The organism is Qaidamihabitans albus (genome assembly GCF_016464705.1).
Taxonomy (GTDB): domain Bacteria; phylum Actinomycetota; class Actinomycetes; order Mycobacteriales; family Pseudonocardiaceae; genus Qaidamihabitans; species Qaidamihabitans albus.
The window spans coordinates 72,529-97,937 of the sequence record NZ_JAEHOB010000014.1 but is presented as its reverse complement, the minus strand read 5'-3'; the positions used below and the strand labels follow the sequence as shown (position 1 = coordinate 97,937).

Genomic DNA, 25,409 nt, shown 5'->3' with positions numbered 1-25,409 from the left:
GTGCATTCCGTCGCCCGCATGCAGAGCCGGGTGCGGCACGTACTCGCCGATCTCGAGGAGCTGGTGACGTGCGAGTCGCCGTCGACCGACCTCGCCGCGGTGGCCGCGAGCGCGGATGTCGTGGCGAGGGTCGGTGCGCGCAGGCTCGGCCGGGAACCCGAGCGGATCGTCCGCTCCGGGCGCACGCACCTGCGCTGGCGGTTCGGTGACGGCCCGGCCACCGTGCTGCTGCTCGGCCACCACGACACGGTGTGGCCGATCGGCTCGCTGGCCACCCATCCGTACACAGTGGACGGGAAGGTGCTCCGCGGGCCCGGTTGTCTCGACATGAAGGCGGGGCTGGTGATCGCGATGCACGCGCTGTCGGTACTCCCCGACCTCTCGGGCGTCACGTTGCTGGTCACCGGGGACGAAGAGGTCGGCTCGCCCACCTCACGGGAGCTGATCGAGTCGGCCGCCGAAGGGTGTGCGGCTGCGCTCGTCGTCGAGGCCGCGGCCGGGGGCGGCGCGCTCAAGACCGAGCGCAAGGGCGTCTCGCTCTACCGGATCGCCGTGACCGGAAAGGCGGCCCATGCCGGACTGGAGCCCTGGCGCGGAGTCAACGCCACTGTCGAGCTGGCGCACCAGGTACTCGCCATGGGCGGGCTGGCCGACCCCGCGGCGGGGACCACGGTCACCCCGACCCTGCTGTCGGCGGGCACCACGACGAACACCGTCGCGGCCATGGGCGAGGTGGCGGTCGACGTCCGGGTGGCCAGCCGCGCGGAGCAGCACCGGGTCGATGCGGCGATGCGGACGGTCCGGCCGGTTCTCGGCGGCGCCGCACTGGAAGTCCTCGGCGGACCGAACCGGCCGCCGCTGGAGGCGCGTTCATCGGAAGGGCTGTTCGCGAGGGCGGGTGTGCTGGCGAGGGCGCTCGGCCTGCCGCCGCTGCGCGCCGCCGCGGTGGGCGGCGCTTCCGACGGGAACTTCACCGCGGGCGTGGGCACGCCGACGCTCGACGGCCTCGGCGCCGTGGGCGGCGGCGCGCACGCCGACGACGAGCACGTGGTGGTCGCCGAACTGCCGAGGCGCTCGGCCCTCGTCGCCTCGCTCGTCGCGGACCTCCTGGAGACCGGGCGGGCGGGTTCCCCGGCCGCCGTCGCCGCGAGCGGGAGGCGTTCATGAGCGAAATCCGGCAGCTCGCCGGAACGAGCGGCCTCCACGATCAGCCGGGCGTGCTGCTCGCGACGCCCCTCGAGGTCGAGGCCGCGGTGCTGGCGGCCGAGGCCGCGGCTCGCGCGGCGGGCGTGCGTGTCCGCGAGCTCACGGACCTCGCCGACCTGGAACAGGTCTACCGGCTCTACGACGGGATCTGGCACCCGGACCCGAAGAACCCGCCGGTGACGACCGAACTGCTGCGGGCGCTCACCAAAGGCGGCAACTACGTCGCGGGAGCATACGAGGGGAACCGGCTGCTCGGCGCGTGCGTCGGCTTCTTCGGCGCGCCCTCCGACGGGGTGATGCACAGCCACATCGCCGGAGTCTCCCCGGTGGTCGCGGGACGCAGCGTCGGCTTCGCGCTGAAGCTGCATCAGCGGGCGTGGGCGTTGCGCCGCGGCGTCGCATCGATCGGCTGGACGTTCGATCCGCTGGTCGGCCGTAACGCCTACTTCAACCTCACGAAGCTGGCCGCGGTGCCCGCCGAGTACCTCACCAACTTCTACGGCGGGGTCAACGACGGCATCAACGGCACCGACGACACGGACCGGCTGCTCGTGCGCTGGGGCCTCGGTTCCGCACGGGTCGCGGCCGCCTGCTCCGGTACTCCCGTCCCGTGCGACGCGGAGGCCGAGCGTGTCGCGGGCGCGGTCGTGGGGCTCGGCCGGTCGGCGGACGGCCTGCCGGTGGCGGGTACGACGCACGGCCACACCGTGCTCGTCGCAGTCCCACGGGACATCGAGCGGCTGCGCACGACGGACCCGGACACCGCGCGGCGGTGGCGGGTGGCCGTGCGCCAGGTGCTCGGGAACCTGCTCGCGGAGGGCGGCCGTGTCACCGGGTTCGACCGGGCCGGATGGTACGTGGTCGGTACGACCGCGTCCGGAGAGGACAGTTGATGAAACTCACCGGAGTGGAGCTGCGCTGGGTCAGGATGCCGCTCGTCACACCGTTCCGCACGTCGTTCGGCACTCAGACCGCGCGTGAGGTCCTGCTGCTGCGGGTGGTGACCGGCGACGCGGAGGGCTGGGGCGAGTGCGTCGCGATGTCCGAACCGCGGTACTCGTCCGAGTACGTCGATGCCGCCGCGGACGCGATCACCCACTTCCTGGTCCCCGCGCTCGCGGCAGCTCGCCGGCTCGACGCGAACAGCGTCGCCCCGGCACTCGCCCCCGTCAGGGGGCACCGGATGGCCAAGGCCGCGCTGGAGATGGGGGTGCTCGACGCCGAGCTGCGGGCCGAGGGCAGGCCGCTGGCCAGGGAGCTCGGCGCGGTCCGCGAGCGGGTCCCGTGCGGGGTCTCGGTCGGCATCATGGACTCGATCGGTGAGCTGCTCGACACGGTCGGCGGCTACCTCGATGCCGGGTACGTGCGCATCAAGCTCAAGATCGAACCGGGCTGGGACGTCGAGCCGGTCCGGGCGGTGCGCGAGCGGTTCGGCGACGACGTGCTGTTGCAGGTGGACGCCAACACGGCCTACACGGTCGCCGACGCGCGGCATCTCGCCAGGCTCGACCCGTTCGGCCTGCTGCTGATCGAGCAGCCGCTCGACGAGGAGGACCTCCTCGGCCATGCCGAACTCGCCACGCGCCTCACCACGCCGCTGTGCCTGGACGAGTCGATCACGTCGGCTCGGGCAGCCGCCGATGCCATCCGGCTGGGAGCGTGCCGGAACGTCAACATAAAGCCCGGCCGGGTCGGCGGATACCTCGAAGCGAGGCGCATCCACGACGTGTGCGCCGCTCACGGTGTGCCCGTCTGGTGCGGCGGAATGCTGGAGACCGGCCTCGGGCGCGCGGCGAACGTGGCCCTCGCCGCGCTGCCCGGATTCCTCCTGCCAGGCGATACCTCAGCGTCCGGTCGCTACTATCGCGCCGACATCACCGCGCCGTTCGTGCTCGAGGACGGGCACCTGCCGGTGCCGACGGGGCCCGGACTCGGCGTCGAGCCGCTGCCTGACGTCCTGGAGTCGGTGACGGTCCGCACGGAGTGGCTGTCGTTGTGAGAACGTCCGAACTCCGGGCGCTGGTTTCGTGCCCTTGAACGAACTAGGCTGACACGCGGAGGCCTAGATTCGGGTGGTGCTCGATCCGGTGAGTCAGCGACCGCACGCCAGCCTCGGCAGGGTTCTCGACGACCTGGGGACGACCCTGCTGGAACTGGTGCACGGCAACGTGGATCGCACCGGTGTGATCGGCGGGATCACCATTCACGACCCACTCGAGGAACCGGTGCTGCCACAGCACGCCCTGGTGCTGGGTATCGGTCTGCACGAGCAGGCCGAGGTGGTGCGGCTGCTGCACGACCTCGGCCGGCACGAGGCCACCGGTCTGGTGCTGCGCGCACCCGTGGCGTTGTCCCGCGAGCTCGCCGCCGCCGCCGAGGAGTCCGGCGTCGCGCTTCTCGGGCTCACCCCGGGGGCGTCGTGGGCCCAGCTCGCCGCGATGCTGCGCTCACTGCTGGCCGAGGACGACGTCGGCGACGCGGGCCGGGAGACGCTGGGCGGCATGCCGTCGGGTGACCTGTTCGCGCTCGCCAACGCGATCGCGGCCCTGCTCGACGCCCCGGTGACCATCGAGGACCGAAACTGGCGCGTGCTCGCGTTCTCCGGCGGGCAGGACGAGGCCGACGCGTCGCGTGTCGCCACCATCCTGGGCCGCCAGGTGCCGGAACGGTACTCCCGGGTGCTGACCGAGCTCGGTGTCTTCCGCACGCTTTACCGCAACGATCGGCCGCTCTACATCGAGCCGGTGACGGAGACGCTCGACAGTTTCACGATGCCGAGGGTCGCGGTCGCCGTGCGGGCCGGTGACGAGATCCTCGGCTCCATCTGGGCGGCGGTGAGCGCGCCGCTCAGCGAGGAGCGGACCGTTGCCCTGTGTGATGCCGCCAAGCTGGTGGCCCTGCACATGCTTCGGATCCGGGCCGGTGCCGACGTGGCCCGGCGCCTGCGCACCGACCTGCTGAGCACCGCGCTGGAAGGCGGCGCCGGAGCGCGGGACGCATTGCATCGTCTCGGCCTCGCCGATCAACCGGTCGTCGTGCTGGCCATGGCCACACCTGACTCCACGGGTGCCGAGGCGACCGCGGTCACGGAGCGACAACGCCTCGCCGACGGGCTGGCGATGCATCTGAACGCCGTGCATTCGCGGTGTGCGGCCGCGCTCCTCGGTGACGTGGTCTACGGCCTGATACCCGTGAGCCGGGAGGATGAGGCCGAGCGGCGCGTGGTCCGGATCGCGACCGACTTCCTCGACCGTGTCGGCGACCGCACCCGCGCGGTGATCGGGATCGGACCGCGGGCGCAGGACGCCGCGGACCTGGTCGCCGCCCGGGCGAGCGCGGACCGGGCGCTACGGGTGTTGCGCTCCCGCAAGGATGGGGTGCGGCGCGTCGCCCGGCTGGTCGACGTGCATGTCGAGGCCCTGGTGCTGGAACTCCGCGACCTCGTCGCGGCGCGCGGGGATGGCCCGACGGGGACCGTGGCCCGGCTGCTGGCCTACGACGCGGAACACGGCAGCGCTCTCGTGGGCACCCTGCGGGCCTGGCTGGACGCCTTCGGCGATGTCGTGGGGGCGGCGTCGTCGATGGGCGTACATCCGAACACGTTCCGCTACCGTCTTCGCCGGCTCGCCGAGGTGGGGGACATCGATCTCGCCGATCCCGAGGCGAGGTTCGCCGCGATGCTTCAGCTGCGGGTGGTCGCGCCCGCCTGAACCGCACGGCAGGTGTGGCTCTCCGACGGGCCCGGCCGGGACCGTGCCGGTTCGGCCGGACCCCCACGAGGTTGCCACCATCGCGCGAGGCCGCGCCGCCGCTACCGCCCTTCTCTCGTCGTGGTCTCGCGCTGCCCGGATCGATGTGCCTGCCGGGTAAGCGACCCGGGATGGCGCTCGGTGACAAGGCCGCCGCGGCGCTCCGTCAGTTCCCGCTCAGTACCGGCTCGTGGATCTGGAAGCCCTCAAGTTCGCGCAGGTAGTCGGCGCCGAGTGCGGTGGAGGCGGTCTGGACGCCGGGCTTCACGTCTCCGTCGAGCAGGTGCCGGACTATCCGCAACACGGAGTCGGCCGTCACGGTGTAGGCGTTGGGCCCGGTGATAGCGGCGGTGGCCGTACGGCCGGCGGCGTCGCGTACCTCGCCCCATACCTCCACGCCGTTGCGGGCGCGCTTCGGCGCGTCGGGACCGCTCACCAGTCGCTCGATCAGTGCGACGGCCAGCCGCTGCATCCGAGGTGGCCGCATGATGGGGCTCATCGCGGCTTGCAGCCGCGCGTTGAGCCTCGCCGCGGGTAGTGCGCTGAATGCTGTGATCGTGGGAATACCGGTAGTGCGGTACGCGGTGCTGATATCGCCCCAGGGGATGGCTACGACGGCCGTCCGTTCCCCGTTCGGAAACGGCACCCGGCGCCGGCGCCATCCGAACCGGACCGGACGCAGTTGCCCGTCTACCCGGACCCGGCTGCCGCGGCCCATGTTCTCCACCACGGTCTTGGCGGTGCCGGCGGTCAGCCCGCCGTCGAGGACGAAGGCCAGTTCCAGTTGGACGGCGCCAGGCAGGGCCTCGACGAGCATCGCCGCGAGGCAGTCGCTGGGCGCCACGTCGAAACCAGACCCCGGCATGAGCGCGATCCCCGCCTCCCTGGCGGCCTCGTCCCGGCTCGCGACATGCTCGAAGACGTCGATCTCCCCGGTGACATCGACGTAGTGGGTGCCGGCTTCCAGGCACGCCTCGACCATGGGCGCGGCGGTGCGGGAGAAGGGGCCCGCGCAGTGCACCACGACGTCCACCCCTCGCAGGCCGTCCCGTAGCGCCTTGTCATCGGACAGGTCGACGATCCGGTGCTCGAGCCCGAACGACGTGGCCAGTGGCGAGATCCGCGCTGTCGTCCGGCCTGCCAGGATCGGCTGCTCGCCTCGTGACCTGGCCAGCTCACTCACCAGCCGGCCGGTGTAGCCGTTGGCGCCGTAGATCATCCATCCCATGGTGTTTCCGTCCCTCGTCGAGGTCTGGCAATGGCTAGTCAAGGTAGATACATCCAGGGATGGATGTCAATACGGCAGAACTCGGGTGGCGCGATGGGACGGCGGTGGCGATCCTTACGGCCGAGGCTGGTACCGGTCGGCCGCGGCCAGCAGCGCGTGCACGGTCTCGTCCAGCACGCGCAGCTGCCGTGCCTCTCGTTCCTCGTTCGAGTAGAGCGCGCGCTGGAACGCCATTCCTCGCAGGACGTTCACCACGTGGTCGCCGACCTCGTCCAGCCGCTGCTGCGAGTGTTTGCCGTCGTCGAGGAAGTCCGAAACGAACTGCCGGATGCGGCGTCCGATCTGCCGCTCCGCGGGAATGAGCACGCCCCTGAGCTCCTCGTCGATCCGTGCCGCGACGCGCAGCTCGGCCGCGGCGGTGAAGAGGTCGTCCTGGAACGACTTCCACAGTGCCTGCAGTAGTGACCGCACACTGTCCTGCGCCGCGCTCTCGAGCTCTCGCAGGGTGTTGTGCATCAGGTTCTCGTGCAGGTGCACGAGTGCCTCGGCGACCATCGCGGCCTTGTTCCTGAAGTGATGCTTCTGCGCGCCGCGCGTGAAACCCGACAGCTCGGCGATCCTGGTCGAGGTCGCCCCGACATAGCCGTAGCGGACGATGGCCTGGATGGTCGCGTCCAGCACGGCGGAGCGGGTAGAGGCCCGCCGTTCGGCGTTGGACCTGCGCTGGCGAACGTCTCCGCTCCGCTCGTCGTCGGCCACCTGTGTCTCCGGCTGCACCACGTCAGACTAACCGCGCCCCTGGCGGCCCCGGTCACGAGCACGGGAGGAGATGCCCGAGTCGCCGCATTGACATCCATCCCGGGATGTATCTAATGTAGCGCGGGTCGTTCTACTCCCGTCGACGGCGAAGCGCTCGTGCGACGGAGATCGCTCGATCCCGCGAGAAAGGGGGCACCACGTGCCTGGTGCCACGCTGCAGGGCAAGATCGCGCTGGTCACGGGCGCCGCGAACGGCATCGGCATGGCAGTGGCCGAACGCTTCGCCCAGGAAGGCGCGCGAGTCGTCCTCGCCGACATCGCGGGTGACGAGGCCCGGACCGCGGCAGCGCGGATCGGCTCCGCGGCGCATTCGGTGCGCTGCGACGTCAGCGACTCCGGCGAGGTCGAAGCCGCCGTCGCGGCGGCGGTCGACACGTTCGGCGGTCTCGACATCCTGGTCAACAACGCGGCGCGGGAACGTGCCGGGGCGCTCGCCGAACTCGACGAACGGTCCTGGCGGCGATCCCTGGACGTCAACCTCGGCGGCGCGTTCCACGGCATCCGGCACGCCGCGCCCGCGATGAGAGCCCGCGGCGGTGGGGCCATCGTCAACGTCTCGTCGATCGCGGCCCAGCGCGCCGTACCCGGGCTGGGCGCGTACGCCGCGGCCAAGGCGGGAGTCGAGGCGCTCACCCGGTGTGCCGCCGTGGAGTTGCGGCCTGCGGGCATCCGGGTCAATGCGATCGCGCCGGGGCTTATCCGCACCACGGGCGCCCTGCGCAGCGAAGAAGCCCTGGAACAGGCATTCGGAACCGCGATCGACACCTACCTCGTGCAGCGGCAGGGGCGCTGGGGCCTTCCCGAGGAAGTCGCCTGCGTCGCACTGCACCTGGCGAGCGAGGAGTCCTCGTTCACCTCCGGCCTGATCTACGTCGTCGACAACGCCAACTCCGCTTCGTGACGAAGGAAGTCATCATGCGCCTCGAAGGCCTCGTCCAGCACGAGTTTCCGTTGACGACCGGCTACCTGCTCGACCGGATGCGCACTGTCAACGGTGACTCCACGTGCACCAGCGTCCGCGGCGACGGTTCCCGCACGAGCGAGAGCTACCGGGAGCTCGGGGCCCGCGCGGACCGCCTGGGGCACGCGCTCAGGTCGCTAGGGGTGCGCGAGACCGAGCGGGTGGCCACCTACCTGTGGAACTGCCAGGAGCACCTGGAGCTCTACCTGGCGATCCCCTCCTACGGGGCCGTCCTGCACACGCTCAATCTGCGCCTGAGTGCCGACGAACTCACCTACATCGTCGACCATGCGGAGGACCGCGTGGTGTTCGTGGACGGTTCGCTGATCCCCGCCGTCCGCGAGTTCGCGCACCGTCTGCGTTCGGTGCGGTACTGGGTCGTCGTCGGCGCCGGCGACGGGAGCGGACTTCCCGGAACCGTGCTGCGCTACGAGGAACTGCTCGCCGCGGCCCCGGACACCCCGTTCGACTGGCCCGCGCTGGACGACCGCGCCGCGGCCGCGCTCTGCTACACCAGCGGCACGACGGGCCGCCCGAAGGGCGTGCTGTACTCGCACCGATCGACCCTGCTGCACGCCCTCGGAGCGTGCGCGGCCGACTCTCTCGGCACCTGTGCGGCGGACCGGGCGCTGATCGTCGTGCCGATGTTCCACGCGAACGCGTGGGGACTGCCCTACGCCAGTGCCCTGGCCGGTGCCGATGTCGTGCTGCCAGGGCGCGCGGTCGACGCGGCAGCCATCGCGCGGCTGATCGAGTCGGAGCGCATCACGCTCGCCTGCGCGGTACCGACGATCTGGCACGATCTCCTCCGCTACGCCGAGGAACACCGCCCCGACCTGTCGAGCCTGCGCATGGTCGCCTGCGGCGGAGCGGCCGTCCCGCGCTCGCTGATGCAGGAACTCGAGGAGCGCCATAACGTGCCGATCATCCAGGTGTGGGGAATGACCGAGACAAGTCCGCTCGCGACCATCGCGCACCCGCCGTCGCGGGCACAAGGCGAACAGCGATGGGCATACCGCGGCATGGCGGGCAAGCTGCTGCCGTTCGTACAGGCCCGGATCGTCGACGAGCGCGGGGCACAGCTGCCGTGGGACGGCGAGACCGACGGGGAGCTCCAGGTCCGCGGACCGTGGATCGCCGCGGGCTACTTCCGGGAGCCGGACGGTGCCGAGAAGTTCCAGGACGGCTGGCTGCGCACGGGTGACGTCGCCGCGATCTCCCGGGACGGCTGGGTGCGGATCACCGACCGGGCGAAGGACGTCATCAAGTCCGGTGGGGAATGGATCTCCTCGGTGGCGGTGGAGAACGAGCTGGTCGGGCATCCGGCCGTGCGCGAGGCGGCGGTCATCGCCATGCCGGACGAGCGATGGACCGAACGCCCGCTCGCCTGCGTCGTCGTCGAGCCGGAAGCCGAGCTGGACGGACGGCGGCTGACCGAATGGCTGCGGCCGCGCATCACGAAATGGTGGCTTCCCGACGAGTACGCCTTCGTGCCCGCCATACCCCGGACGAGCACCGGCAAGCTCGACAAGAAGAAGCTGCGTGCGCTTCTCGCGGACGGCGGCCTCGCCCGTGGAGAGCGAACCCTGCCGCCCATCCGTACCCCGACCGCCGAGGAGAACTGAGCGGCGCATGACGACAGAGGCGATCGAGACCGACGACCGGACCGCGTTCGTCGCGGCGATCCGCGACCTCGCCGAGCGAGAATGCGGAACGCGCGAGCAGCGCGCGGCGCTGACCGACAACGGCACGGCAGGCCACAACCAGACGGTGAACGAGAAGGTCGCCGCACTGGGCTGGAGCGGCGTCGCACTGCCCACGAAGTACGGCGGCGGTGGGGGTGGAGTCACCGATGCGTGCCTTCTGCTGGAGGAGCTGGCCTACGGCCAGGTGCCGCTGTTCGGCCTCGGCATCTCGATGATCGTCGCCAAGACGGCCGAGCGGTTCGGCACCGAGGAACAACGGCACCGCCTCATCGGCGGGTTCTGCCGCGGCGAGGTCTTCTCGGTCGCCATGTCCGAACCGGACGCCGGGTCGGACGTCGCGTCCATGAGATGCCGGGCTGAACGCCGCGGCGACGGCTACGTCGTCAACGGGCACAAGACGTGGATCTCCTGCGCGCACTACGCGACTCGGATCCTGCTCGTGTGCCGGACGGACACCTCGGGGCCCAAGCACACCGGAATCACGATGCTGGAGGTGCCGACGAGTGCGGCCGGCGTCGATATCCGTCCGATCGAGACGATGGCCGGGCGTGAGGTCAGTGACGTGTACTTCACCGACACCTATGTCCCCGCCGAGCACCTCATCGGAACCGAAGGCCAGGCGTGGGAGCAGCTGACCGCCGGGTTGAACTTCGAACGCCTCGTCTGTGCGGCGACCTTCCTCGGCAACGCGCGCCGCGCGTTCGACGACACGCTGGCCTACGTGCGGCAGCGCGAGCAGTTCGGCAGGCCGATCGGGAGCTTCCAGGCACTCCGGCACCGCATCGCCGACCTCGCGACCGAGTTGGAGTGCTGCCGCCTGCTCGTCTACGACCTGGCGCGCAGGGTCGACGCGAACCCCGAGCGGCAGCTGCCGCGCGAGGCTTCGATGGCGAAGCTGAAGGTCACCGAGACCGCGAAACGGGTCACCATCGAGGGAATGCAGATGATGGGCGGTGCGGGCTACACCACCGAGCACGACATGGAGCGCTACCTGCGCCAGAACATCATCGCCACCGTGTTCGCGGGCACCAGCGAGATCCAGCGCGACATCATCGGACGGACCTACCGGTTATGAGCTCGATTCGCGACGAGCGGCCCGTTCCGGGCGTTGCACGCATCGTGCTGGCGCGGCCGGAGAAACGTAACGCCCAGGATCGCGACCTGCTCTACGAGCTGGACGACGCCTACGCGCGGGCGCTGCGCGACGAGCGGGTCCGGGTGATCGTGCTCGCCGCCGACGGCCCCGACTTCTCCTCGGGGCACGACCTGGACAGCGACTGGGCGATGGACGGAGTGGCGTCGCGCACCATGACCGGCGGGTTCGGCGCGCCAGGAGCGGAAAGCTGGTTTGCCACCGAGGAGGAGCTGTTCACCGGGCTGTGCCTGCGCTGGCGCGACATCCCGCGGCCGACCATCGCCCAGGTCCAGGGCAGGGTCATGGGCGGCGGCCTGATGCTGGTCTGGCCGTGCGATCTCGTTGTCGCCGCCTCGGATGCGTCCTTTGTGGATCCGGTTGGCGCCTTCGACATGAACGGTGCCGAGTACTTCACCCACCTGTGGGAGCTGGGTGCGCGCCGGGCGAAAGAGATGCTGTTCACCGGGGAGCCGATCAGCGCGCAGGATGCGCTGGCGATGGGAATGGTCAACCGAATCGTGCCACCAGAGCAGCTGGAGTCCGCGACGTTGGAGCTGGCCGAGCGCATCGCACGGCGCCCGCCGTTCGGACTTCGGCTGGCCAAACGGGCGGTGAACCAGTCGCTCGACCTGCAGGGCCAGCGGTCGGCCGTCGAGTCGGCGTTCGGCCTGCACCACGTGGCGCACGCACACAACCGCGAGCTGCACGGTCAGCTCGTCGACCCGGGCGGGCGAGCCGTGATCCGCGATTCGGCACGCCTGGGAGAAGCAGCACAACGAGAGGAGAAGGATCGTGGCGAGGACGGTTGAGAAGCTGGCAGGCGGCGGCACCTACTTCGAGGGCGCGCGCTGGCATGAGGGGCGCTGGTGGGTGTCGGACATCTTCGAGTCCACCGTGCGAACGTACGACACCGGCGGCCGCGGCGAGGACGTCATGCGGGTCGAGCATCATCCGTCGGGCCTCGGCTGGCTTCCGGACGGCTCGCTGCTGGTCGTCTCGATGCAGGATCGCCTCCTGCTGCGGCGTGACCCGGACGGCAGCGTGTCCGTGCACGCCGACCTGTCCTCGTCGTGCAAGACCGACCTCAACGACATGGTGGTGGACGAGAAGGGCCGGGCCTTCGTCGGCACGATCGGCTTCGCCATCGCCGAAGGCGAGCAACCGAGGACGGGGCCGGTGTTCCGGGTCGACCCGGATGGCACCGTCACGGTCGCGGCCGAGGACCTGTGGTGCCCCAACGGCATGGTCATCGGCACCGACGAGCGGACCCTGGTCATCGGCGAGTCGTTCGCCAGCAGGTTGACCGCGTTCACGATCAGCGACGACGGTTCGCTCACCGACCGCCGGGTCCACGCCCAGGTCGGCGAGGCTCCCGCACCCGGCTCGACCGAGGACATGTTCGCGGCCGCCGCACTCGTCCCGGACGGCGCCGCGGCGGACGCCGAGGACCACGTCTGGGTCGCGGACCCCTTACGGCAACGCTGTGTGCGCATCTCCCCGGAGGGCGGCATCGTCGACGAGGTCGTCTCGCCCCACGGCCAGGACATCTTCGCCTGCGCCCTCGGTGGCGAGGACGGCAGGACGCTACTGCTGTGCGCCGCGCCCGACTTCTTCGCCGCGGCTCAAGGTGGCAACCGGGGCGAGGGTGTGCTGCTGACCACCCGAGTCGACGTTCCGCACGGCGGCAGGCCCTGAGGGGAGACGACATGGATCCGGCGGCACTGCTGCGCAAGAGCGCACGAATCTACCCGGACAACGTCGCGGTCGTCTGCGGCGATCGCAGGCAGAGTTACGCGGAACTGCTCGAGCGCGCGAGCAGGCTCGCCAACGCGCTGCGGGACGCGCGGGTCGAACCCGGCGACCGGGTGGCGTTGCTCGGGGACAACGCGTTCGAGACGCTGGAACAGGTGGCGGGTCTGGCTTTGGGTGGATACGTCCGCTGCCCGCTCTACACCCATGACGTGCCCGAGCGGCACGAGTACCTGCTCGGGCTGACCGGCGCCACCGCCCTGATCGTCGAGGAGAAGTACTACGCCGCGATCGCGCCGATGCTGGAGCGGATGGGCAGTGTGCGGGTCACCGTCGTCGTCGGCACGGCTCCGGAAGGCACACTCGACTACGAGGAGCTGCTGGGCGCAGCGGCACCGGAGCCCCCGGGCGTCGCCCTCCGCGACGACGACCCGCACGTGATCCGGTTCTCGGCGGGGACGACCGGCCTGCCGAAAGGCATCCTGCACACCGTGCGCGGCTGGACCGACATGGGCAACGAGATGGCGCTCGTGCTCGGCGGTTTCCACGAGGACGACTGTTACCTGGCGGCGGGACCGCTGAGCCATGCCGCGGGCATGATCTCGTGGCCGTTGCTCGCCGTCGGTGCGTCGACAGTGGTCATGCCCGCCTTCGACGCCGCGGACTTCCTGGAACTGGTGGAACGGGAGCGGGTGACGACAACCATCGTCGGGCCGACCGTGATCCAGATGGTCACCAACCATCCCGATGCCGCCACCCGGGACCTTTCCAGCCTGCGGATCGTCGGCTACGGCACCGCGCCGGCGACGGAGACCACGCTGAGAAAGGCCATCGAGGTGTGGGGCAACATCATGTACCAGGTCTACGGCCAGAGCGAGGCGCTGCCCTTGACCATCCTGGGGCCGCGGCACCACGTAGTCGACGGTCCCGAACACGAGCGGCGCCGGTTGCGTTCGGCGGGAAGGCCGACGCCCAACTCGGACGTCAGGATCCTCGATGACGACGGCAACGAGCTGCCGGTCGGCGAGGTAGGCGAGGTCGCGGGCAGCACCCCGGGCCGCATGCGCGAGATCTGGGGAGCTCCCGAGGCGACCGCGCAACGGATGACCCCGGACGGGTGGGTCCGGACGCGGGACATGGGATGGCTCTCCGACGACGGGTTCCTGTATCTCGCGGACCGCAAGGAGGACACCATCATCTCGGGCGGGTACAACATCTGGCCGATCGAGCTCGAGAACGCACTTGCCGCGCACCCGGCCGTCGCGGAGGCCGCCGTGGTCGGAGTGTCCCATCCGAAGTGGGGCGAGACGCCCCACGCCGTGGTCGTACTCGCCGATGGAGCTCGGGCGACGGAGGACGAACTCATCCAATGGACCCGGGAGAAGGTCGGCTCCGTGAGGAAGGTGACCGGCGTCAGCTTCGCCGACGAGCTTCCGAAGACACCGATCGGCAAGGTCCTGCGGCGGGTCGTCCGCGAGCAGTACGCATCGGCGGCCGCTCGCCAGGCGCGAGCGTGAGCCGCACCGACGTCAACGGGCTTGGAGATGGAAAGGGCGCCGCTTGATGGACCCGTGGACCGGGCGCTCACGCCTTGTCGAGAATAAACTTGCGCCGGTGCTGATCGAGCAGCGTGGTTCGGTTCGCTGGTTGCGGCTCAACCGGCCGCGGCGGCTCAACGCGCTGACGCCGTCGCTGGTGGAACGGCTGGATCGTGCGGTGGGTGACGCCATGTCCGACCCGGACACGGCCGCCGTCGTGATCGCCGGTGAGGGCAAGGCTTTCTGTGCCGGTGCCGACCTGGCTCATCTGCTCGAGGTGGTGCGGGACGGCGGTGAGCCGTTCGGGTTCCTGCGCGATGTGTCCACCTGCTTCACCAGGATCGAGCATGCGCCGAAACCGGTCGTCGCCGCCGTCCACGGCCACGTGGTCGGGGGTGGGCTCGAACTGGCGCTCGTGTGTGATCTGGTGGTGGCTCGAGCCGGCACGCTCGTCGGCGACGGCCACATCCGCAACGGCCTGCTGCCCGCGGCGGGTTCGAGCGTGCGCCTGCCGCGCAAGGTGGGGGAGCCGCTCGCGCGCAGAATGATGCTGACGGGGGAGTTGCTGCCCGCGGAGGATCTCGTGGCCTCCGGGTTCGTGTACGAGCTCGCCCCGGAGAACGACTTCGAGGGTGCGGTGACTCGGGCGGCCGAGAAGGCGGGTTCCGCGGGCAGCCCGGAAGCACGGGCGGCGATGAAGCGACTGTTGCTGGACCGTCACGAGCTCACGACCGAGGACGGGCTGGCCCGGGAGCTGGAGGTGTTCGCCACGCATTGGCGCCGAGTGGACATCGCGGGATCACTGGCGCGGTTCTCGGTTCGCAAGGCGGCACCGTGAACGGCGGGCCGGTGGCGAGCCCGGCAGCGGACCCGGTGATCATCGGAGCCGGGAGCACCCGGTTCGGCATGTTCACCGAGGTGCCGTTGCGGGAGCTCGCCGTGGCGGCGGCCGACCGGGCGCTGGACGAGTCCGGGCTGAGCCCCGAGGAGGTGGGTCTCGTCGTGTTCGGCAACGCCGCCGGCGGCCTGCTCACCGGGCAGGAGATGATCCGTGGCCAGGTGTCGCTCGGCGGTTCCCGGCTGGCGGGCAGGCCGCTGATCAATGTGGAGAATGCGTGCGCTTCGAGCTCGAGCGCCCTGCACCTGGCGTGCCTCGCGGTGCGTTCCGGTCAGGTCGGCGCGGCGGTCGCGGTCGGAGCGGAGAAGATGACCGGTCCGGATCGCACCCTCGCCTCGAGGGTGCTCGCGACCGGGCTCGATGTGGCACTGGATCCACGCGCGGCCGAGGCCGCAGGGTCCCGCCCGGTGTTCATGGAGATCTACGCCGAGCAGGCACGTGTTTATCTGGAGCGGACGGAGGCCACACCGCGGGACCTCGCCGCCGTCACAGCCAAGGCGATCCGCAACGGGAGCAGGAACCCCCGGGCGCAGGTGGGATCGCCACTGTCGGTCGACGAGGTGCTCGCGGCTCGCACGATCGTCCCGCCGTTGACCAGGCCGATGTGCTCGTCGATCGGTGACGGCGCGGCGGCGATCGTAGTCTGCGCGCCCGGAATGGCGGCCCGTCGCGGCCTGGCCGGAGTGCGTGTGCGGGCCTCGGTCGCCGGGTCGGGAAGTGGCGACGACGCAGGTGATCTGGTGGAACGCACGGCTGCCGAGGCTTACGCGCGGTCGGGCACCGGGCCGGAGGGCCTCGACGTGGTCGAGGTCCACGACGCCGCGGCACCCGCGGAGCTGATCGCGTGCGAGCAGCTCGGTCTCGCGAGGCCCGGGGATGCCGTGGCCCTGCTCCGGGACGGCCGGACCGACCTCGGTGGCACCTGCCCGGTCAACCCGTCCGGCGGGCTGCTGGCCCGAGGCCATCCGATCGGGGCGACCGGACTGGCGCAGATCGTCGAGCTGGTCGACCAACTGCGGGGGCGCGCCGGACCACGGCAGGTCGACCACGCGAGGATCGGGCTTGCGCACAACGTCGGCGGCCACCTCGGGCCAGGACCGGCGTCCTGCGTGATCACCATCCTCGCGGCCGGGTAAGGCCGGCCGGTCACACTCAACCACCGCGCCGGCTTCCGCGGCCCCTGCCGTGCTCCTGGGTCAGCCGGGGGCCATGCTCGGCGACACGGGGTTCCCGGCCGCGTCACTGGCCGCGGTGGCGGCCACGATGCCCAGCGTGATCGGCCCGGTGTCCCACGCGGCACGGAGCGGGCGCGACGCCGTGGTCGCGATCGCCGTCGCCGACCCGCGTTCGCCGCTGCACGGCGTGCCCGCGGAGGACGTCGTGGCCGAGCGCGGGTACCTGTTCGTCCGCGGCGACCGTGACCGCAGGGAAAGCTACTCCGGCATCATGTCCCGCCACGGCCGCCCCGTCGAGGTGAGCGGGAGCGTGCAGAACACGGCGAGGCACTCGTTCGGCACGGTGTTCGTGGAGGTCCGGATCCGGCCGAGGCTCGGCGCGTTGCGGGTGAGCCGGGTGGTGGCCGCATACGACCCCGGCCGGGTGCTCAACCACCGGACCGCGCGCGGTCCGGTGATCGGCGGCGTGACCTGGGGCATCGGCTTCGCGCTGATGGAGCACACGGTGGTGGACCAGAACACGGCGCGGGTGGTCAACCCGAACCTGTCGGGCCACCTGGTGCCTGTCTGCGCCGACACGCTCTCGATGGAGGCGTTCTTCGTGGACCGCCCGGACCGGGACAGCAAGGCGCTCGGCCGACCAGTTCCTTCCGCTCGCGGGGACGAACGCGCCGAGTTCGACAGCCAGGCCGTTGTCCAATGGCTTGCACTGGTGAAAGGCGAGGACGTTGATATCGGTGCCGTCACCGGCCGCCGCCAACCAGCTCGGCGGAGATTTCGTCGAACCTCAGCAGACTGGTCTGGAAGGTCTCCTCGACGAACCACTGCCGCCGCGCCGGTAGGGAAGCGGTCACCAGCCCGCAAACGAGCGTGTCCGAGGCTGGTCATGCGCGGGGCGATATCCGTCCCAGCCATCCCGTCCACGACGACGCGGCCCGCTATGCCTTCACGCGACGAAAGACGACTCATTGAGCGGTACTCAGCCTGATCCCGAACGGTCCATCGATATTTGTAATTGTGCGGATGCGCTGCGTTGCGCTGCCGGCTGGGTCCCTGATTTACTGGAGAATAGAGCGGTGTAAGGAGTCTCGTCATGGCGCCCCGGGGTGAAGAAGTTGGCCCCGTTGTTCTGCCCAAGTCTGCTGCGGCACACCTCCTCACGCCTCAGGCCGCGCTTTTCGATGCCGGAGCGTTCCGTACGTCGGAACTGCTGGTGCACGTGACGGGGGCTGTCGCGAACATCACGGTATGTGCGGCAGCAATTGTCGTCACGACCGTGAATGTTCCAGTCAGCGGAGTGACCGTCCCGGTCGTCCTCGTATTCGTCGTCGGCGGATGGTTCGTCGCCGACCTCGTTAGCGGGGTGTTGCACTGGGCGTTGGACACGTGGTTCAACGAGAATGTGCGGGCCGTGCGTCGCATCGTGCTGATCGTGCGCGAGCATCATGTCTATCCCCAGCAGATTTTCAAGTACCGCTGGACTCATGAGTTCGGCATCCTGTCATGGTTCGGGCTCGCCGTCGTCTCCGCAACGTGGCTGCTGGCCACACTGACCACAGCTCCCGCGCCGGTGGCTGTTGGGATGGTCGTTGGTGGGGTGGTTGCGTCGCTGGGTGCCTCGTTCTCGCTCGAGTTGCACAAGCTCGGGCACAATTTCGCGCCCGGCTGGGCTGTGCGGGCACTGCAACGCCTCGGTCTGGTACTTACGCCTGCACACCATATGAAGCACCATCGGGCCGAGCACGACACCCACTACTGCATCGTCAATGGATGGGCAGACCGCACACTTGGTCGCCTGGGGCTGTTTCGCGCCTTGGAACGGCTCGTCGCTGCCTGGACAGGGAACTCACCGCGCATCGACGACCGGGGCTGGCGGCGGGCTTTCGGGCGGCCGGTCCAGGACCGGACCGACAGAGAAAGGCAGCAACAGTGACCGATTGTTTCTACCATGCCGAGGGCAGCGACGTATTCGAGCCGACGACGGCGACCTGTGGGCCGTGGGATCCGCGCATTCAGCACGCGGGCCCGCCCACCGCGCTGCTCGTCGACGCGATCGAGCGGCAATACGCCGGTGACGAGCGGTTCACCGCCCGTCTGAAGGTCGAGATTCAACGACCGGTGCCGGTCGAGCGAGTGCGAGTCCGGATCGAGTCGATCCGCGGTGGTCGCCGGACGGAACTCGTCGGCGGTGAGCTTTCTACAGTGGACGGAACGATCCTGTTGAGTTGCACCGCTTGGCGCTTTTCTCAGGCCGACGTGTCACTACCGGAGGCGGCTTCGGCCCTGGGTGAGGACACACCCATGCCGCGACCCGAAGACCTGACCGGCACCGACACGCCGTTCTTCGACATTCCGCACGAGGAGGGCTATCACACCGCCATGGAGTGGCGCTTCGCCAAGGGTGGGTGGCGCGATCCAGGTCCGGCGTTCGTGTGGCTGCGCATGCGCCACCCCCTCGTCGATGACCGGGAACCGTCGCCGATGCAGCGGCTGGTGGTCGCTGCCGACTCGGTCAGCGGTGCCGCAGCTGCCCTGGATCCCGCTCGATATGCCTTCCCGAACGTGGACCTGACCGTGCGGCTGTTGCGTGAGCCCGTCGGTGAGTGGATCGGCTTCGACGCCACCGCGCAGTATTCCGCACGCGGAGCGGGTTGGGCTGCCGCCGAGGTCTACGACGATCAAGGCCTCACCGGAGCGAGCGCGCAAACTCTGCTCGTCGCCGACCGATGACACCGCGTCGCCCGAAGTGAGATGCCCCGGATGAGCACGGCAACCGAAGCGGCGCCGACGTCGGCCATCGTCGAGTTCCTGCAACGGGTGGGTGCCCGGTGCGAGGTCGAATTCCCCGATGGCCACACACTGCGGACAGCTCCCGGGCCGACCGAGTTTCGCGTGGTGTTCCACAGCGAGCAAGCCGTGCAGACCGGGCTGAGCCAATGGGCGATCGGGAAAGCCTACATCGCCGGCGAGCTCGACATCGACGGCGACATGTGGGCAGTACTGGCGCTGCGGGACGAACTCGCCGTCGGCATGCCGATCGCGGACATGGTGAAGTTCGCCGCGACCCTGTTTCTGACCTCGCCGCAGAAAGCCAACCAATCCGCGATCCAGGATCACTACACGCTCGGCGACGACTTCTACCTCACCTTCGTCGACCAGCGGTACCGGTTCTACTCGCACTGTCTCTTCCACGACGACACCGAAACCCTCGAGGAAGCTGCCGAGCACAAGCTGGAAAGTATGTGGCAGGCGCTGGGCCTGCAGCCGGGGATGCGCCTGCTCGACATTGGCGGCGGCTGGGGCGGCGTCGCTGAATACTGCAGTCCCCGAGGCGTGCACGTCACCAGCATCACGCTCGTGGAAGAATCGGCCGCCTACATCCGTGACCTCGCCCAGCGCAAAGACCTCTCCGTCGACGTCGTGCTCGGCGATTTCCTCGACTTCACCACTGACGAACCCTTCGACCACGTCGTGATCTACGGGGTTATCGAACACATCCCGAACTACATCAAGTTCTGCCAACAGCTGTGGCGGGTACTCAAACCCGGCGGCCGGCTCTACATGGACGCCTCGGCGACGAAGGAAAAGTTCGCGATGAGTCCAGTGACCCGGGCGTTCACCTGGACCGGGCATCACACGTTCCTCTGTCTGCAACAGATGCTGCAGGAGCTGCTCTTTCACGGCTTCGACGTCGTCGACGTCCGGCGCGAAACCCACGACTACGAACTGACCATCACCCACTGGGCGCAGCGGCTCGAACAGCACCGCGAACGCATCATCCAACGGTGGGGCGAAAAGACATACCGCGCCTTCCGCGTGTTCCTCTGGGGAGGCGCGCACGCCTTCCACACGAACCGGCTCCAGGCATACCACCTCGTGGCACAACGTCGCCCCGACGAAGGACCCCGCCCCGGACTCGCTCGCCGCGTCGGAGGATTCCTGGCATCCCTGCGATAAGCCTGGTACCAGGTGGGACTTGATGAGGTCCGCTACCCGCGCCGCCGGGATCGTTTCAGCTCGGGTGGGGCGTTGGGCAGTGCCTCGGGTCCCCTGCGTTGCCCATTCCGGTACACCGTCGGCACACAGCTCGCCGAGGATGGCGCCCGTCTGCAAAACCGTCATATCCTTCCTCGGTCACCGCCGCAGCACTATGAACATGGCCTGCGCACATCGACGACACACCGTGCTCCAGGACTACCCCCAAGGGGTTTGATCTGGGGGTCGCAGAGTGCAAGGGGTTCAGTTGGGCCGCGTCGTTCGTGTCAACATGCGAACCGCTCGACAGCCCACGTGACTGCATGGTCAGTTCTCGCACTTGCTTCCACGGCTCGGGCGCTGCCGACCAGGACGAAGGTGTCATTCGCCCCAGCGCCCGCCACAGCCCGTCCAGCGCTATGACACATCACCTCGGCGGTGGTGGTTCCGGGCGGGAACTGCGGCCGCGTCCGGCGGTCCACAAGGCCTGCCGGCGAGGGCGGCCCCGCCTTCCGGGGCTGATCGCGTGGAGTAGGACGTGGTCGGCCACTCACACGTAGAGTCCGATGGGAGGGGCGTCCAGGTTGGTGGTCACTATCGATCGCGGGCGCCCTTGTCCCATGCCCGCAGGCGAATCACCGATTCTGGGTCGACTGGTAGTGGATGCTTGGCGCGCGGCGTGGTGTGTCTCCGGTGAGTTCCGCGGCTATCGTGTCGAGCGCTTGGCAGGAGGTGCACGTTCCCCTTCGGTACCTTTCAGCTGAGCTGTTCGGCCAGTCCGACGATGATGCCCTCGGGGCCGCGGACGTAGCAGAGTCGATAGCTGTCCTCGTACTGCGCCAGTTCGCCGACGAGTTCGGCGCCGTGGGTGCGCAGGCGGGCAACGACGTCCTCGATGTTGTCGACAGCGAACATGATGCGACGAATGCCCAGCGTGTTCGCCGGTGCATTCTTCGGCTCAGCGCTGATCGCCTTCGGTGTGTGGAACATCGCCAGCTCGATTCGGCCGTGGCCGTCCGGGGTCCGCAGCATGGCGACGTCCTGTCGGACGTCGTCGATCCCGATGACACGCTCCACCCAACGTCCCTCGACTGGCCCCTTGCCCTCCAGCTCCATGCCAAGTTCGACGAAGAACGAAATAACAGCGTCAAGGTCGTCGACAACGATGAGGACGTTGTCCAGCCGGTGGATCGTCATGCCGGGCTCCTTTGGGGCTGTACGGCCACGGTGGCCGCATCCGCTCCTGAGACGGAGCCATCAGGCCGTTCTCGACATCCTTCGCAACAGTGTTCCTGGGAACCTCTTGACGCGGCGATGACCGTCATCCGTCAGTCGTGCTGGTTCGGCGGACCAAACGGTCTGGTGTGAGCAGCGCTGTGGGTGGCGGAGTTGGGCGGGAAGTTCGATCCGCTGGAACTCTGGTACGAAAACGACGAAGAGAGTGACGCTTGCCCGTTCGGCAGCGCGAACCGTCGCGAGCACGGGAATCGGTGTTGCTGTGGTCGTGCTGGTGGCACTGATCCGGCTCGGCGTCGCGGCGCCCACCGACCCTCATCCGTTGTTGTTTCTACTTTGGGTTGATCTTCCTCGATGGGGGAGCGTTGGGCTTGCTGTTCGCCGGGGTCGGTGCCGCAGCCGCCGGTTCACGTGCCCCCAGGGCTGCCGCCGCCGTCGGCGAGTGCAGCAGCGTGGCGACCCGGGCGGCCAGCTCGCCCGCGACGGGCAGCATGCGCCCTTCGCCGTCCACGGCGGGGTCGTAGGCCGCGAAGGTGGCGCTGACCACAGGGTAGGCCGCGCCAACGGCGGCGATCGCCGCCCGCACCTGCCCCGCGTCGGGGCCGCCGCCCGCGGCGTAGGAGTTGGCGGGTCCCACGCTGTCGCGGTCGTGCACGTCGAGGTCGACGTGCAGGTGAATCCTGCGCACGGTTGCGGGCAGGCGGGCCAGCGTCGCGGCCATCCCGGCCTCGTCCACCTGCTCGGGCGGCAGCATGTGCAGTGCGCTGCGCTCGATCCGCTCCCGCTCCGCGGTGTCGATGTCGCGGACCCCGGCCAGCACGACGTGGTGCTCCGGCACGGGCCGGAAGCCGGGCACGGTCGCGGCCATCGGGCGCCAGCAGCCGCCGGTGAGCACGGCCAGGCCCATCCCGTCGAGAAAGCCGCTGGTACTGGTCTCCGGCGTGTTGAAGTCGCCGTGCGCGTCGAACCAGACAACGCCCAGATCATTCGCGCCGGTGTCGAGCAACGCGGCGACGGCGCCGACGGTGGTGTTGCAGTTGCCGGCGAGCACGAACGGGGCGCGCCCGGTCGCGAGGACCTCGCTGACCCGGGCCGCGACGGCCGCCTGCACCCGGAACGCCGAGGCGATCTCGCCTGCGAACCCGGCCCCCGCGTGCACGGTGTCGTTCCGGGCGCCAGGCCCCAGGCGGTCGAGCAGCCCGTGCGCGAGCAGGTGTCCCGGCCCGGCCCCCATCCGCTCCGCGTGGTGGCCGGAGTCGTAGGGAACGGCGAGCACGTCGATGCCGGGCGTAGTCACCATACCCACGCTAGCCGAACGGGCAGCACGTCGACCGCGTCTGCTCATCCAGGACCAGGTACACAAGCAGGCCCAGCTCGGTGCGCGCGGAACAGCAGTTGCCGCATCGCACCGACCGGGTTCGCGCGCGCTCGACATCGTGCAGGTCGGCCGGGTGAGACGGCGAGATCGTCCGAGTCCAGGCGGTCGGCGGCTCCGACGACGGGATCACCGAAGATCGCCTGCTACGGCCTCGACCGTGGTGGCGCCGCGTTTCATGTCAGCCTCCGGGACTCGGCTCCGTTGCGAATCCAGATTCACCCGGCTGTTCGAGGTGGGTGTTTGTCAAGTTTGCGTTGCCGAACCAGGTGGAGTCTGATCGCCGGCGACGGCAGTGGTTATCGGCGGAGGGTATGGCGAAGGCTGGCGGCGCATGCGGCGCTGAACATCGTGCACGACCTTTCGATGGACCGCCGCAGGCTCGCGGAGGCCGACCAGGTGAAGCACCTGGTGTTCGCGGCGTGCGCGAGCTGAGCGCCGCGGCGTGGGGTTGATCGCGCTTCGCGTGTCATACGAGCGGCTTGCCGGTGCGCAGCCGCCTGCGCAGGTCCCACAGGTAGGCGTTGTACGGGAACTCCCGCAGGATCCTCGGCTGTCGCATGACCACGGCGGCGAGCACCTTCATGAACCGGTCGAAGCGGCGTTGCTGCCTCGGCGACCAGTCCAGCCGCATCTCCTCCCTGAACCTCAGGGGCAGGAACCCGGTGGTGATGAACCGGTTGAACCGGCCGAGCAGCAGGCTGAACGGCCGGGGCAGGAACCGCAGCGTGGCGATGCCGTACAGGTGTTCGCGCACGGTGTCGTCGATCGAGACGTCGCCGAGGGACCGCTCCCAGTAGCGCTGGAACTCGTTCCGGTCGGCGGGCCACATCTCGGGCCGGACCTGCAGCGTGGTGCCGAGAGCCGCCGCGGCCTCGTAGATCTCGTCGGCCGTCTCGTCGTCCATCGGCCCGACGAAGACGCGGTACACGTCCTCGATGCCGCGGTAGAGACACGCGGCGACCCAGAGCTGCAGCTGTGGGTCGAAGGCGCGGTAGGACACCGGGCTCGACTCGGTGGAGTAGACCTGCTTGTGCTGCCTGTTGACGGCGCGCCGGTAGGCACTGCGTTCCTCGTCGGTGCCGAGCATCGCCACGGCCAGGTAGGTCAGCGTCGTACGGGTTCGCTTGACCGGGCGCTTGTAGATGTTGCCGTCGTCGACGCGGCTCTCCACCACGCCGTAGCCGACGGCGGGGTGGGCCAGCTGCATGATCACGTTGGCGCCACCCGCGAGCAGCCCGGCTCCGACGATCGTCCTGTCCCGGATGTCCTGCTGGGTTCGCGTCGCGCTCACGGTCGTCGTCCTCCCGGGGGCTGGGTGCCGCGCATCTGAATACGTGCGTTATCAGATATGCAACCGCGCGGTCGGCCGAGATGTCAAGATGGGCCCATGGAGTCGACACCGCTGCGGACCTACGGAGGAGTCGCGGGCAGCGACCGCACCGCCGAGCGCAGGGCCCAGCTCGTGGAGGCCGGGCTCGAACTGCTCGGCGCCGCGGAGGGGGAGCCCAACCTGTCCGTGCGAGGCGTGTGCAGGCGGTCGGGGCTGGCCACCCGGTACTTCTACGAGAGCTTCGCCGACAGGGACACGCTCGTGGCGGCGGTGTACGACCATGTGGTCCAGGGCCTGGCGGCGGCGACTCTGGAGGCCGCGGAGGTGGCGCCGCACGAGGCGAGGGCGAAGGTGCGCGCCGGGCTCTCCGCGCTGGTGCGCCACGTCACCGAGGACCCCCGAAGGGGCAGGCTGCTCTTCTCACCCGCACTCGGCGGGAGCGTGCTGGCCGCCAAACGGGTCGAGTCGAGCCGCCTGTTCGTGCGGCTGCTCGGGCTGCAGGCACGCGAGTTCTACGGCGTCGACGACAGCGCGCGGCTCAACGTGGGCGCCGAGCTGCTGGTCGGCGGGCTCGCGCAGGTACTCACGTCGTGGCTCAGCGGGGAGCTGGCGCTGAGTGAGACCGAGATCGTCGAGCAGTGCACCGACATCTTCGTCAGCGTCGCCACGGCGGCGTGAGTCGCCGCTGATTCCCGCCGGGTGGTACGGCGGTGCGCCTCGCAGGGTGAAGCGCACCGGGTTTCGTGGAGACCCCCTGGTCTGCCTCGAGTGCAGAACTCGCGGGTCTGGACGCGCAACTCGCGTGCCTGAGTGCGCGACTCGCGGTCCGGGTGGGACACGGCTTCCCGTTCCCGAAAAGTGTTGGGAATTCACGGTTTTCTCACATTGCCACCGGCTCGCGAGCTGCCGTTGGCACTCAGTGCTCACGTTTCTGCACAGAGAGTCAGCACCGGCAGGTGGGATTGGACAGAAGTTTTTGGTCTGTTCATTGCCGATGACCGTCGGACCTCGATACGATGCGGCAGCACGCGGTTCGCCAGTCTGGGGTTGATCGCAAGCGGGTGGCCCGAATTGCGTTACGGCACCGTGCGTATTGGCGAAACCTGTTATTGACAAGTATGCCGTCGACAGTTGGGGATGCTGGCGTCAGAACGAATGTTCAACTGTGTACAAGCGGCAGTTGAACATCTTCGCGGCGAGGAGCCCATTCACATCCGGGGTGGCCGACAATCGTCGGTCACCATTTTCGTCGCGTCTTTCTTTCATCGTCTCGACGCCAGCGCCGAGGCGACTTCGGTGGGTTGCGGCGGGGTCCTGATCGCCGTA

22 protein-coding genes are annotated in these 25,409 nt (G+C 69.5%); 17 read left to right on the top strand and 5 right to left on the bottom strand.

Translation table 11 applies throughout. The features are described 5' to 3' along the window. Positions 1–18: 18 nt before the first annotated feature. The 4 genes from JAP66_RS24080 (at position 19) to JAP66_RS24065 (ending at position 4,916) form a co-directional block, all read left to right on the top strand. Positions 19–1,167: a M20/M25/M40 family metallo-hydrolase gene (locus tag JAP66_RS24080; protein WP_199434177.1), complete on the top strand. Its 1,149-nt coding sequence runs from the start codon at positions 19–21 to the stop codon at positions 1,165–1,167. Beyond that, positions 1,164–2,099, top strand: a complete 936-nt coding sequence (locus JAP66_RS24075; RefSeq protein WP_235999353.1) for a GNAT family N-acetyltransferase — start codon at positions 1,164–1,166, stop codon at positions 2,097–2,099. Before JAP66_RS24080 ends, JAP66_RS24075 begins: the two co-directional genes overlap by 4 nt. Beyond that, on the top strand, positions 2,099–3,205 hold the full coding sequence (gene menC / locus JAP66_RS24070; protein ID WP_199434116.1) for an o-succinylbenzoate synthase: 1,107 nt from the start codon (positions 2,099–2,101) through the stop codon (positions 3,203–3,205). The genes JAP66_RS24075 and menC overlap by 1 nt, the downstream gene beginning before the upstream one ends. Before the next feature lie 88 nt (positions 3,206–3,293). Next, positions 3,294–4,916, top strand: coding sequence for a PucR family transcriptional regulator (locus JAP66_RS24065; protein WP_307849697.1), 1,623 nt, complete (start codon positions 3,294–3,296; stop codon positions 4,914–4,916). Positions 4,917–5,121: 205 nt separating this feature from the next. On the opposite strand, the gene JAP66_RS24060 is transcribed toward JAP66_RS24065, so the two are convergent. Together JAP66_RS24060 and JAP66_RS24055 are read right to left on the bottom strand one after the other, a co-directional pair. Further along, positions 5,122–6,174: a saccharopine dehydrogenase family protein gene (locus JAP66_RS24060; RefSeq protein WP_235999352.1), complete on the bottom strand. Its 1,053-nt coding sequence runs from the start codon at positions 6,172–6,174 to the stop codon at positions 5,122–5,124. Positions 6,175–6,297: 123 nt separating this feature from the next. Continuing rightward, on the bottom strand, positions 6,298–6,960 hold the full coding sequence (locus JAP66_RS24055; RefSeq protein WP_199434113.1) for a TetR/AcrR family transcriptional regulator: 663 nt from the start codon (positions 6,958–6,960) through the stop codon (positions 6,298–6,300). A gap of 181 nt (positions 6,961–7,141) precedes the next feature. On the opposite strand from JAP66_RS24055, the gene JAP66_RS24050 reads away from it, so the two are divergent. From JAP66_RS24050 to JAP66_RS23995, 12 genes are all read left to right on the top strand, one after another. Further along, the gene (locus JAP66_RS24050; RefSeq protein ID WP_199434112.1) at positions 7,142–7,903 is read left to right on the top strand and encodes an SDR family NAD(P)-dependent oxidoreductase; all 762 of its coding nucleotides are present in this window, start codon (positions 7,142–7,144) and stop codon (positions 7,901–7,903) included. A gap of 14 nt (positions 7,904–7,917) precedes the next feature. Next, positions 7,918–9,588 (top strand): long-chain fatty acid--CoA ligase, encoded by a 1,671-nt coding sequence (locus tag JAP66_RS24045; protein ID WP_199434111.1) that lies wholly within the window; start codon positions 7,918–7,920, stop codon positions 9,586–9,588. A 7-nt stretch (positions 9,589–9,595) separates the two neighbouring features. Next, the gene (locus JAP66_RS24040) at positions 9,596–10,744 is read left to right on the top strand and encodes an acyl-CoA dehydrogenase family protein (protein ID WP_199434110.1); all 1,149 of its coding nucleotides are present in this window, start codon (positions 9,596–9,598) and stop codon (positions 10,742–10,744) included. Next, on the top strand, positions 10,741–11,613 hold the full coding sequence (locus JAP66_RS24035) for an enoyl-CoA hydratase (protein ID WP_199434109.1): 873 nt from the start codon (positions 10,741–10,743) through the stop codon (positions 11,611–11,613). Before JAP66_RS24040 ends, JAP66_RS24035 begins: the two co-directional genes overlap by 4 nt. Then, complete coding sequence (locus JAP66_RS24030) at positions 11,597–12,499, top strand: SMP-30/gluconolactonase/LRE family protein (protein WP_199434108.1); 903 nt, start codon at positions 11,597–11,599, stop codon at positions 12,497–12,499. The genes JAP66_RS24035 and JAP66_RS24030 overlap by 17 nt, the downstream gene beginning before the upstream one ends. Positions 12,500–12,510: 11 nt before the next feature. Further along, entirely contained in the window at positions 12,511–14,070 is a 1,560-nt protein-coding gene (locus JAP66_RS24025) for a class I adenylate-forming enzyme family protein (protein ID WP_199434107.1), read from the top strand. A 97-nt stretch (positions 14,071–14,167) separates the two neighbouring features. Continuing rightward, entirely contained in the window at positions 14,168–14,929 is a 762-nt protein-coding gene (locus JAP66_RS24020; protein WP_199434106.1) for an enoyl-CoA hydratase/isomerase family protein, read from the top strand. Then, positions 14,926–16,125, top strand: a complete 1,200-nt coding sequence (locus JAP66_RS24015) for a thiolase family protein (protein WP_307849696.1) — start codon at positions 14,926–14,928, stop codon at positions 16,123–16,125. The genes JAP66_RS24020 and JAP66_RS24015 overlap by 4 nt, the downstream gene beginning before the upstream one ends. Positions 16,126–16,198: 73 nt before the next feature. After that, positions 16,199–17,152, top strand: coding sequence for a molybdopterin cofactor-binding domain-containing protein (locus tag JAP66_RS24010; protein ID WP_199434105.1), 954 nt, complete (start codon positions 16,199–16,201; stop codon positions 17,150–17,152). A gap of 105 nt (positions 17,153–17,257) precedes the next feature. Beyond that, positions 17,258–18,097 carry a fatty acid desaturase CarF family protein gene (locus tag JAP66_RS24005; RefSeq protein WP_199434104.1) on the top strand — a complete coding sequence of 280 codons (840 nt, stop codon included), beginning with the start codon at positions 17,258–17,260 and terminating at the stop codon, positions 18,095–18,097. Then, the gene (locus JAP66_RS24000) at positions 18,094–18,894 is read left to right on the top strand and encodes a thioesterase family protein (protein WP_199434103.1); all 801 of its coding nucleotides are present in this window, start codon (positions 18,094–18,096) and stop codon (positions 18,892–18,894) included. Before JAP66_RS24005 ends, JAP66_RS24000 begins: the two co-directional genes overlap by 4 nt. A gap of 30 nt (positions 18,895–18,924) precedes the next feature. After that, positions 18,925–20,121 carry a class I SAM-dependent methyltransferase gene (locus JAP66_RS23995; RefSeq protein ID WP_199434102.1) on the top strand — a complete coding sequence of 399 codons (1,197 nt, stop codon included), beginning with the start codon at positions 18,925–18,927 and terminating at the stop codon, positions 20,119–20,121. Between the two features lie 774 nt (positions 20,122–20,895). On the opposite strand, the gene JAP66_RS23990 is transcribed toward JAP66_RS23995, so the two are convergent. The 3 genes from JAP66_RS23990 to JAP66_RS23980 form a co-directional block, all read right to left on the bottom strand. Then, positions 20,896–21,336 (bottom strand): VOC family protein, encoded by a 441-nt coding sequence (locus JAP66_RS23990; protein ID WP_199434101.1) that lies wholly within the window; start codon positions 21,334–21,336, stop codon positions 20,896–20,898. A 370-nt stretch (positions 21,337–21,706) separates the two neighbouring features. Continuing rightward, a complete protein-coding gene (locus tag JAP66_RS23985; RefSeq protein ID WP_199434100.1) occupies positions 21,707–22,672 on the bottom strand; it encodes an arginase family protein in 966 nt (321 codons plus the stop codon). A gap of 547 nt (positions 22,673–23,219) precedes the next feature. Then, complete coding sequence (locus tag JAP66_RS23980) at positions 23,220–24,044, bottom strand: oxygenase MpaB family protein (RefSeq protein ID WP_199434099.1); 825 nt, start codon at positions 24,042–24,044, stop codon at positions 23,220–23,222. A gap of 96 nt (positions 24,045–24,140) precedes the next feature. Between JAP66_RS23980 and JAP66_RS23975 the strand changes: the two genes are divergently transcribed. Next, complete coding sequence (locus JAP66_RS23975) at positions 24,141–24,761, top strand: TetR/AcrR family transcriptional regulator (RefSeq protein WP_199434098.1); 621 nt, start codon at positions 24,141–24,143, stop codon at positions 24,759–24,761. Positions 24,762–25,409 lie beyond the last annotated feature (648 nt).

Coding starts and splice junctions, on each gene's coding strand:
- JAP66_RS24080 (WP_199434177.1), top strand. CDS start 19: ATGCAGAGCCGGGTGCGGCACGTACTCGCCGATCTCGAGGAGCTGGTG.
- JAP66_RS24075 (WP_235999353.1), top strand. CDS start 1,164: ATGAGCGAAATCCGGCAGCTCGCCGGAACGAGCGGCCTCCACGATCAG.
- menC (WP_199434116.1), top strand. CDS start 2,099: ATGAAACTCACCGGAGTGGAGCTGCGCTGGGTCAGGATGCCGCTCGTC.
- JAP66_RS24060 (WP_235999352.1), bottom strand. CDS start 6,174: ATGATCTACGGCGCCAACGGCTACACCGGCCGGCTGGTGAGTGAGCTG.
- JAP66_RS24045 (WP_199434111.1), top strand. CDS start 7,918: ATGCGCCTCGAAGGCCTCGTCCAGCACGAGTTTCCGTTGACGACCGGC.
- JAP66_RS24040 (WP_199434110.1), top strand. CDS start 9,596: ATGACGACAGAGGCGATCGAGACCGACGACCGGACCGCGTTCGTCGCG.
- JAP66_RS24035 (WP_199434109.1), top strand. CDS start 10,741: ATGAGCTCGATTCGCGACGAGCGGCCCGTTCCGGGCGTTGCACGCATC.
- JAP66_RS24025 (WP_199434107.1), top strand. CDS start 12,511: ATGGATCCGGCGGCACTGCTGCGCAAGAGCGCACGAATCTACCCGGAC.
- JAP66_RS24010 (WP_199434105.1), top strand. CDS start 16,199: ATGCTCGGCGACACGGGGTTCCCGGCCGCGTCACTGGCCGCGGTGGCG.
- JAP66_RS24005 (WP_199434104.1), top strand. CDS start 17,258: ATGGCGCCCCGGGGTGAAGAAGTTGGCCCCGTTGTTCTGCCCAAGTCT.
- JAP66_RS23995 (WP_199434102.1), top strand. CDS start 18,925: ATGAGCACGGCAACCGAAGCGGCGCCGACGTCGGCCATCGTCGAGTTC.
- JAP66_RS23990 (WP_199434101.1), bottom strand. CDS start 21,336: ATGACGATCCACCGGCTGGACAACGTCCTCATCGTTGTCGACGACCTT.
- JAP66_RS23975 (WP_199434098.1), top strand. CDS start 24,141: ATGGAGTCGACACCGCTGCGGACCTACGGAGGAGTCGCGGGCAGCGAC.